Source organism: Microbulbifer mangrovi (assembly GCF_002009015.1).
In the GTDB taxonomy this organism is placed as follows: Bacteria; Pseudomonadota; Gammaproteobacteria; order Pseudomonadales; family Cellvibrionaceae; genus Microbulbifer; species Microbulbifer mangrovi.
On the sequence record NZ_LZDE01000297.1, the window covers coordinates 20,947 to 29,846 of the forward strand.

At 56.2% G+C, this 8,900-nt stretch carries 9 protein-coding genes; 4 read left to right on the forward strand and 5 right to left on the reverse strand.

Annotation, left to right across the window (positions count from 1 at the left end):
• The first annotated feature begins 60 nt into the window (after window positions 1–60).
• The 4 genes from B4U49_RS08420 to B4U49_RS08435 all read left to right on the forward strand — a co-directional run bounded on the left by B4U49_RS08420 (window position 61) and on the right by B4U49_RS08435 (window position 4,308).
• On the forward strand, window positions 61–1,053 hold the full coding sequence (locus B4U49_RS08420) for an ABC transporter permease (protein WP_078084134.1): 993 nt from the start codon (window positions 61–63) through the stop codon (window positions 1,051–1,053).
• A gap of 62 nt (window positions 1,054–1,115) precedes the next feature.
• On the forward strand, window positions 1,116–2,003 hold the full coding sequence (locus B4U49_RS08425) for an ABC transporter ATP-binding protein (RefSeq protein ID WP_078084135.1): 888 nt from the start codon (window positions 1,116–1,118) through the stop codon (window positions 2,001–2,003).
• A 133-nt stretch (window positions 2,004–2,136) separates the two neighbouring features.
• Entirely contained in the window at window positions 2,137–3,375 is a 1,239-nt protein-coding gene (locus tag B4U49_RS08430; protein WP_078084136.1) for an alginate export family protein, read from the forward strand.
• Window positions 3,376–3,483: 108 nt separating this feature from the next.
• Window positions 3,484–4,308 carry a type IV pili methyl-accepting chemotaxis transducer N-terminal domain-containing protein gene (locus B4U49_RS08435; protein WP_078084137.1) on the forward strand — a complete coding sequence of 275 codons (825 nt, stop codon included), beginning with the start codon at window positions 3,484–3,486 and terminating at the stop codon, window positions 4,306–4,308.
• A gap of 67 nt (window positions 4,309–4,375) precedes the next feature.
• On the opposite strand, the gene B4U49_RS08440 is transcribed toward B4U49_RS08435, so the two are convergent.
• Genes B4U49_RS08440 through thiO form a run of 5 tightly spaced genes read right to left on the reverse strand, consistent with a single transcriptional unit; the run spans window position 4,376 to window position 8,822 of the window.
• A complete protein-coding gene (locus B4U49_RS08440; protein WP_078084138.1) occupies window positions 4,376–5,146 on the reverse strand; it encodes a HesA/MoeB/ThiF family protein in 771 nt (256 codons plus the stop codon).
• Between the two features lie 13 nt (window positions 5,147–5,159).
• Window positions 5,160–6,725 carry a thiamine phosphate synthase gene (gene thiE / locus B4U49_RS08445; RefSeq protein ID WP_078084139.1) on the reverse strand — a complete coding sequence of 522 codons (1,566 nt, stop codon included), beginning with the start codon at window positions 6,723–6,725 and terminating at the stop codon, window positions 5,160–5,162.
• Entirely contained in the window at window positions 6,722–7,537 is an 816-nt protein-coding gene (locus B4U49_RS08450; RefSeq protein ID WP_078084140.1) for a thiazole synthase, read from the reverse strand. The genes thiE and B4U49_RS08450 overlap by 4 nt, the downstream gene beginning before the upstream one ends.
• A complete protein-coding gene (gene thiS / locus B4U49_RS08455) occupies window positions 7,534–7,734 on the reverse strand; it encodes a sulfur carrier protein ThiS (protein WP_078084141.1) in 201 nt (66 codons plus the stop codon). Before thiS ends, B4U49_RS08450 begins: the two co-directional genes overlap by 4 nt.
• Window positions 7,734–8,822, reverse strand: coding sequence for a glycine oxidase ThiO (gene thiO / locus B4U49_RS08460; RefSeq protein ID WP_078084142.1), 1,089 nt, complete (start codon window positions 8,820–8,822; stop codon window positions 7,734–7,736). The genes thiS and thiO overlap by 1 nt, the downstream gene beginning before the upstream one ends.
• Window positions 8,823–8,900 lie beyond the last annotated feature (78 nt).

Sequence of the window (8,900 nt, forward strand, 5' to 3'; positions counted from 1 at the left end):
ATCAAAACGTATTTGAATACTCAACGAATCTGCTCATTCAGAGTGCCGAGGTAACAGAAGATGAATACCACTACTGTGAACACCGGAAAGTTTTACGGTTTCAGGTTGCCACAACTGAACAGTATCTGGCTTAGTAATGCCATTCGCCTGGTGGCGCTGCCGCTGGCCGGCATTCTTGCCTTTCTGCTTCTGTGGTCTGTCACCGCACAGAAGATCGATACCTCTCTGGGGAAATTCCCCGGCCCTTCTGCAGTGATGGAACAGTTTGACGCTCTTTACAGTGAGCACCAACGCTCACGGGAAAAAGAGCATGCCTTTTATGAGCGCCAGGAAGCGCGCAATGCGAAACGCGTTGCCGAGGATCCCTCCTACGTTCCCAAAATCCGTGCCTATACCGGGAAAGAGACTTTTGTCGATCAGATAGTTACCAGCCTGATTACAGTCATGAGTGGATTCCTGTTGGCAGTGGCCATAGCGATACCCCTGGGCATTGCCGTTGGCCTGAGCAAGACCCTGAACAGTGCGGTAAATCCTATCGTTCAGATCTTCAAGCCGGTGTCTCCTCTTGCGTGGCTGCCGCTGGTGACCATGGTGGTTTCCGCCCTGTATACGACCCCGGAACCGTTGGTGGCCAAGTCATTTCTCAATTCCATGATTACCGTGACACTGTGCTGCCTGTGGCCGATGGTGATCAATACCGCCGTGGGTGTCGCAGGAATCGATAGCGACCTGGTAAATGTGAGCAAGGTTCTGCGTCTGCCGGCACTGCGACATGTGCAGAAAATCGTACTGCCGGCATCGGTCCCCATGATTTTTACCGGCATGCGCCTGTCACTCGGCGTGGCCTGGATGGTACTGATCGCCGCGGAAATGCTGGCGCAGAACCCGGGGCTTGGAAAATTTGTCTGGGACGAATTCCAGAATGGCAGCTCCGATTCACTCGCGCGCATTATGGCCGCAGTATTGGTAATCGGCTTTATTGGCTTCCTGCTGGATCGCGGCATGCTGGCCTTGCAGAAACTTGTGTCCTGGGACAACTCCGCCGCTCAATAAATAGCGCGACCACCCCAACCACTCAGCACCATAACGAATACATTTTTGTGGAGATCGAGACAATGAGCGTACTTCTGGATATCAGTCATATCGATATGGAATTCCCCACACCCAAAGGGCCATTCACCGCACTGCGGGACGTGGACCTCAAGATTCAACAGGGTGAATTCGTATCACTGATTGGCCATTCCGGCTGCGGCAAGTCCACCGTACTGAATGTGGTTGCCGGGCTCTACCAAGCCACTCGTGGCGGTGTAATTCTCAATGGCAAAGAAGTCACCGAGCCGGGTCCGGAGCGCGCCGTGGTATTCCAGAACCACTCTCTGCTGCCGTGGCTAACCGCGTACGAAAATGTCGAACTGGCTGTGAAACAGGTCTTTGGAAAAAGTAAATCCAAGGCGGAGATGCGTCAGTGGATCGAACACAATCTGGAATTGGTGCACATGAGTCACGCCATGCACAAGCGCCCCGGGGAGATCAGTGGTGGTATGAAACAGCGTGTCGGCATCGCGCGTGCGCTGGCGATGCAACCCAAGGTTCTGCTGATGGATGAACCCTTCGGTGCGCTGGATGCGCTGACTCGGGCACATATGCAGGACTCGCTGATGGAAATCCAGGCCGAACTCAACAATACCGTGATCATGATTACCCACGATGTGGATGAAGCCGTTTTGCTATCAGACCGGATCGTAATGATGACCAATGGTCCCGCCGCAACCATTGGTGAAATCCTGGACGTAAACCTGGAACGTCCGCGCCACCGACTGGAACTGGCGGACGACGTGCAATACAACCAGTACCGAGCCAAAGTGCTGAAGTTCCTGCACGAACGTCACAGTAAAACAGATGTACCAACAACAAGGTCCATGGCACAAAAAACGGAAACTACTGCCTCCGCAATGAAAAAAGACAGTACATCCGTACCAGAAAGTGTCGATAACGCAGCCTGATAATTACCGCGTAAACTAGCCTCCGAATTACCTGGCCGGCACGGAACGATCCGTGCCGACAGGGGCCCTTGCGCCGAAAAACGGGTGCAACGGGCGAAAGGAACTACACGATTCTCCGAAAAAGGAAAACAACATGAAAAACCACCCCCTCCTGACCACCGCTTTGCAAACTGTCCTTCAACGCCGCACTCTCGCACTTGCTATTAGTGCGCTGAGTGTAACCACCGCACCGGCCTTCGCTCAGGAAATGACGGAAGCCGAAGCGCCTACAGTAAACAGCTTTGGCGAAGCCTTGGCTGAAGGCGAAGCCACACTGAGTTTTCGCGCCCGCACCGAAATGGTCGATGTCGACGGCAATGATGTAGACCTTACCAGCCTCAAGACCCGCCTTACCTATTCCTCTGCCGCTTACCAGGGATTCAACACCTTGATCGAGATGGACGATGTCACACATATTACTGATTTCGAGGGAGGCGTGGGCGACCCTGAGGGCACCGAAGTGAATCAGGCTTATCTTGCCTATACCACCGGTGCAACAACGTTCAAATACGGACGCCAGCGTATCCTTCTGGATAACCAGCGTTTTGTCGGCGGCGTTGGCTTTCGCCAAAACGAACAGACCTACGATGGCTTCAGTGCAAGTAACACCAGCCTTGAAGATACAACTTTGTTCCTGGCCCACATACGCAACGTTAACCGTATCTTTGGTGAAGACAGTCCTGTCGGCGACCACACCAATGACACCTACCTGTTGAACGCGAAATACGCGGGCTTTTCCGCCGGCACCCTGAGTGGCTACGCGTATCTGATCGACAACGAAGATGCAGCTGCTTTCTCTACCGACACCTACGGCGCTCGCTTCGCTGGAAGTCAGAATGCCTTGGGCTATGCACTGGAATACGCTACCCAGTCCGCCGCAGCCAATAATCCTGCAAATTACGATGCCGACTATGTATTGGCTGAAGGTTCCTACAAGCTGGGAGCAGTGACAGTGGCTGCCGGCTATGAACTGCTCGGCGCCGACGGCGCAGATGGTCAGTTCATTACCCCCCTTGCCACTCTGCATAAGTTCCAGGGATGGACCGACAAGTTTCTTGGTGGTGGTACCGGCAATATCGCCGGCGGTATTGAAGATGTTTACCTCACAATTGGCACCAGCCTCAGCGGCGTCAAGCTTGCACTCAACTACCACCAACTCAGCTCTGATGACAGCGGCGTATCCGGCATGGACAAGCTGGGTAGCGAGGCCGGTTTCCTCGTTGCGGGCAAACTCGCCGAGGTAAACCTGAGCATGAAGTACAGTAATTACACCGCCGACGACTTCAGCGTGGACACCAACAAACTCTGGCTCACCGCAGCAGCGCAATTCTGATCCTGCTCACAGGATACACAAAAGTACCCCAACCCACTCGTTGAGTCTTACCCGGCCGCAAGGCCGGGCATTTTTTCCCTTCCCATTTTCAATTTCAGGAATGTAAAGATGAAGCAGACCTTTGCCCTGATACTGCTGTTCCTGCTGACTCCGCTGAACAGTACTGCTGCCGCTGAAGAAAAACCGTCGGCCAATCCCGGATTTAACATGGGCGATGCCATTAATATTGCCGGCCGCCAACGGATGCTCTCCCAACGTATTACCCAATCCTATATTCTGAGGGGAATACAGCCGGAAGCCGAAAAACACCAGCAGGTGTTCGAGCGCTCGATGGCGGAATTCGAACGCAATCTTAAACAGCTGGCAGGCTTCGAAACCGCAGCACCGGTGCGCAGTACGCTCAAGCTGGTACAGCAGGAGTGGCAAGAATTTTCACAAATCGCCCGACAACCTGTGAGCAAATTTACCGCGGCGGAACTATTCAAGCACAGCAACACTCTGCTCCCCGCAGCACATACTTATGTTATGCGCCTGCAGGCCCTGGCCCATCACAACAGCGCCGAACTGGTAAATGTCTCCGGGCGGCAACGTATGCTGTCCCAGAGAATTGCAAAAAACTACGTGGCGCAGTTCTGGGGAGTGGCGGGTAACGACGGTACAAAACGGTTATACGAGGATCTTGCGGAGTTCGAGCAAATGCTCGCATTTTTGATGGACAGCCCGTTGAACACCCCGGAAATCACCCGCAACCTGCTTAAAACCCAGGGACACCTGAGTTATGCGAGCCGAGGATTCGATGGAGAGATGCATATGTCGGAGGAACGCCAGATTCACGTGATCACCGGCACCACGGATATCATGTTACGTAACATGAATGTGGTTACCGGCCAATACGCGGAACTGTTAAACGCCGTGGCACTGGCGGCGCGCTGATCGCGCTCAGGTACTTGATGATTTTCAGACAGGATGCGGGGGCTCTGATACGGGCCCCGATTAGAGCTCAGGAATTACCACATACCGGACAATGGCTGCTTAGCGGCACCGTCAATGCACGCCACTCCAGGCTCGCAGCCTCAAACAGCTGTAAACGATTCAAGCTGGACACCGGCAGCCCCACCAGTAGCTTGATCGCTTCCAGCGCCTGGGCGCTGCCCATCATGCCCAGTGCGGGCCCGATTACGCCCACGGTGGAACAGTTCTCCACTTCGGGCAGGTCATCATCGCGTTGCTGCGGTGGAAACAGACAGGCGTAACAGGGACCACCGTCTCCCCGAAAGTCAAAGCTTACCAGCTGTCCGGAGAAGCCGCGCACAGAGGCCATCACCACTGGCACATTGGCATTGCGACATACGCGATTGATGGTATGGCGAATAGCCAGGTTATCAGTGCAGTCCAGCACCACATCGATGTCCAGATCAGTCAGCTGTGCAGCCAACCACTCCGCGTCCGCCATACGGCAGTGGGCATGAATCCGAATTTCCGGATTGGCTGCCGTCAATTGCTGGGCGGCAACCTGTGCTTTCTCCTTGTCCCGGTGATTGGTTTTGTAGAGTACCTGACGCTGCAGGTTGGAGATTTCCACCCGGTCGCCATCCACCAGATGCAGTTCACCGACTCCCGCTGCGGCCAGATAAAGCGCTGCGGGGCTTCCCAGACCGCCGAGACCGACAATCATTACTTTGGCATCGGCAAGTTTTTGTTGACCGGATTCTCCGATCTGGGACAGCATGATTTGGCGGCTGTAACGCTGCAGCTGTTTACGGCTCAACATGACGGCACTCCGGTCAGTGGGACTCCAGTACAGCCCTCAATTGTGCCACAGCTTCGCGGTAATCCGGTGCTTTGGTAATTGCCGTGACCACCGCGATACTCCCCACCCCGCTCTCAGTAACCACCGGCGCACGCTCAAGGTCGATCCCGCCAATGGCGACCAGTGGATAGTCAGGCAACAGCCCCGCCATACGGGCGAGCTTCTGCGGTCCCTGCAGCTGGTCACTCATGTCCTTGGTTTTGGTGGCATAGATGGCACCGATGGCGAGGTAGCTGGGACGAAATTGGTAGGCGTACAGCAACTCGAAGAATCCGTGAGTGCTGATACCCAGTTTCAGCCCAGCAGCCTGAATCGCCTTCAGATCCGCGCACTGCAGGTCCTCCTGACCGAGATGCACACCGTAGGCACTGCACTCGATAGCAAGTTGCCAGTAATCGTTGATAAACAAACGCAGATTGTATTCGCGGCCGATGGCCACCGCCTGTTCGATCTGCTGGCGAAGATCGTCACCGGGATGCTTGATGCGCAGCTGCAGTGTGCGTACACCGGTTTTGGCCAATCGCTCGATCCATTCAACCGAGTCCACTACCGGGTAGAGCCCCAGCCGATTGCTATCAGGGTATGCAAACTCCGCGGCAAATCGTTGCGCGAGCCGTCGGGAATGGCAGCCGTAGCGCTTCGCGCGGTCACTCCCTGTTACCAGTACCTCGGGAAAATCCCGCAATTGCTGCGGCCAGCCACAATGCCCTACGGGGCCCGGACCGCTGCCTATATGCTCACTATTCCCCTGGCGCAGTCCCCGTCGCACGTAGGCATTGGCCACCACGCAGGCATCCTTCAGCGGGTAGCCTTGCGCCAGCAACGCGGCGATGGCAGAAGACAGAGTACAACCGGTGCCGTGGGTGTTGCGGGTTTCGATTCTCTCGCCAATCAACCAGTCTTCCGCCACCGCGTCATCGCCCCCACTACACAGCAGGTCGGCGGTGGTTCCCGGCTCGATGGCAAAGTGACCACCGGTAACCAGCAGTGCGTACTCGCAATCGCCGCGGATTGTTCGCGCGGCAGCCAGAATGGATTCCGCATTCTCCGCCACTGCATCCGGGCAGACACCGGCCAGCCAGGCCAGTTCTTCGCGGTTGGGGGTTACCAGATCAACCAGGGGTAAAAGCTCGTTCAATACCGCAGCACCGGTGCTGTCCTCGGTCAGTCGCGCGCCGCTGCTGGCTACCGCAACCGGGTCATAGACTACCGGCGTTTGCGCACCCGCCGCCTTGAGTCTGCGCAGAAAGTCAGCCACCAGCCTTACCTGCCCCGCATTGGCCAGCAAGCCGATCTTGATCGCCGCGGGCCTCAGATCGGCAATCAAAGCCTCTAACTGGGACTGTAAAACCGTATCGGGTACCGCGTTGATCGCAGGCACCCCGCGCGTATTTTGCGCGGTGTTGGCGGTAATTGCGCTACAGCCATGCACACCGAGATCGTGCATGGTAAGGAGATCAGCCTGAATACCGGCGCCGCCACCGGAATCGCTGCCGGCAATGGTCCATACAATCGGGCGCACTGAATCTACGACGCTCATACCTCTTCTCCGGAACTGGCGGTCTGCTGCCAGAACGGCATATCCAGAGTGGGGGTACTGGGGCTGGCCGTCTGACGTTTCAGCATCAGGCCCGCATTGCGCGCCGCGCGACCGGACTCGACGGCAAGCCTGAAAGCCTCAGCCATCAAGACCGGATTCTGTGCCTTGGCGACCGCGGTATTCAGCAGCACCGCATCAAAGCCCATCTCCATGGCTTCGGTCGCCTGGGATGGTGCGCCGATACCCGCATCGATGATCAGGGGCGTGTCTGGCAGCCGCTCGCGCAGGGTCTGCAGATTGTATTTGTTCATCAGTCCACGGCCGGTGCCGATGGGTGAGCCCCAAGGCATCAATACTTCGCAACCCACGTCCAGCAGTTTTCGGCATACCACCAGATCATCGGTGCAGTATGGCAATACCTTGAAACCACGCTTCACCAGTTCCCGCGCGGCTTCTACCAGTCCAAAAGGATCCGGTTGCAGATTGTAGTCATCGCCAATCACCTCCAGCTTGAGCCAGTCGGTAGTGAATATCTCCCGGCTCATTTCTGCGAGGGCGATGACTTCTTTCGGGGTTTTACAGCCCGCAGTATTGGGCAATAACTGGCAGCCGGACTCGCGGATATAGTCCCAGATCATTTTCCCCTGCTGTTGTTCCGGGCTTTGGCGCCGCAGGGACAGGGTAATAATTTCCGCACCGGAGGCAGCCACGGATTCGCGCATGATCGCCGGTGATGGGTACAGTGCGGTGCCAACCAGCAGACGGCTGTCGAATTCTTTTCCGTAGAGTTTCAGTTTTTCCACGCTATTCACCCTCCGACCACCGGGGCGACGATATCCAGGCTGTCGCCGGAATTGGGCCGAGTTTCGTCATAGCTGCCTCGCGGCACAAAGTCGCCGTTGCAGGCGACGGCGAAGGTCTCACCGCGATAGCCCAGTTGTTCCAGTATTGCGGCGACGGTATCGCCTTCCTTTGCGGTGACGGTTTCACCGTTGACCAGTAGTTGCATCAGGTCACCTGTGCTGTGGCTAATGTTTGAGTCTGTTTTACGATTTCGCTTTCCGCTTTCTGTACCAGTGCCGGTGCCAGTAAATAGCCGTGGCGAAACAGTCCATTGACGCGGATAAGGCCCGGTCCAGTTTCCACTACCGGTAAGTTATCCATAGTGGCGGGACGACAGTTGACGCGGGTTTCGATAACCCGCGCTTCGGCGAACGCCGGATGGATCGAGTAGAGGGCGCTGGAGAGTTCCATGGTGGAGCGCAGGGAAATCGGTGAGAGGTCGTCACTTTCAATTTCGGTGGCGCCGATAACGGTGCGGTTGTTTGCCCTGGGCACGGCGTAGAGCTGGTATCTGGGGTGCAGCAGTCTCACTGGTCGGTTGAGTCGTATTTCGGGTGTTTCCACTACCATGACTTCACCGCGCACGCCGCGCAGGCCCTGAATCTGCGTACGCGCGCCGAGACCGCGAGTGTCGATGACCAGGTCAAATGATTCTGAGCCACGCGCGCTAGCTACTTTTCCAGGGTGACACTCTGCCGCGGTGTTTTCATAAAGTTGGACACGATTTTGCTTGAGTGCTCGCAACAGTGCGGGGAGCAGTTTTCTGTTATCTATGTCGGCTTCGCTGGCAAGAAACAGGCCCTGGTCGAAGCGTTCCAGTTCTGGCTCCAGGTTTTGCAGGGCTAAGTTATCCAGCCACTGCAGCTGCGCGCTGTTTTCGCTCCCGAGTTTTGCGTTAAGTTCCTGCTGGAATTGCAGGAGTTCATTGCGGTCCTGCGGGTGGGCGATGAGGATGCTGCCGGATTGGCGGTAGTCGACCGGTAATGCGGTTTGTTGTTGGAGTTGATCTACCCATTGGGGCCAGTGTTGCAGACTTTGCATGCCCAACTGGTAGATGGGCAGCGGGCAGTGGAACAGTTCCGAGAGTGGAGAGATCATTCCGGCGGCGGTTTGGCAGGCACCGACTGGATTCTCCAAATTACCAGCTTCGAACAGCGACACAGTGTGTCCGGCTCCGGATAAGCGCCAGGCGAGCAAGCGGCCCATCAGGCCGGCACCCGCGATACCAACTTTTAAATATGAATGAGTGCTCACTGGTATTCCTGCGATGAACTTGGAGAGATCTGGGCGTTGCCGCTACCGGTGAACATTTGCGAGACACGCCGTGAACCC

Excerpts from the sequence above, each read along its gene's own strand:
- B4U49_RS08420 (WP_078084134.1), top strand. The coding sequence starts at position 61 with ATGAATACCACTACTGTGAACACCGGAAAGTTTTACGGTTTCAGGTTG.
- B4U49_RS08425 (WP_078084135.1), top strand. The coding sequence starts at position 1,116 with ATGAGCGTACTTCTGGATATCAGTCATATCGATATGGAATTCCCCACA.
- B4U49_RS08430 (WP_078084136.1), top strand. The coding sequence starts at position 2,137 with ATGAAAAACCACCCCCTCCTGACCACCGCTTTGCAAACTGTCCTTCAA.
- B4U49_RS08435 (WP_078084137.1), top strand. The coding sequence starts at position 3,484 with ATGAAGCAGACCTTTGCCCTGATACTGCTGTTCCTGCTGACTCCGCTG.
- B4U49_RS08440 (WP_078084138.1), bottom strand. The coding sequence starts at position 5,146 with ATGTTGAGCCGTAAACAGCTGCAGCGTTACAGCCGCCAAATCATGCTG.
- thiE (WP_078084139.1), bottom strand. The coding sequence starts at position 6,725 with ATGAGCGTCGTAGATTCAGTGCGCCCGATTGTATGGACCATTGCCGGC.
- thiS (WP_078084141.1), bottom strand. The coding sequence starts at position 7,734 with ATGCAACTACTGGTCAACGGTGAAACCGTCACCGCAAAGGAAGGCGAT.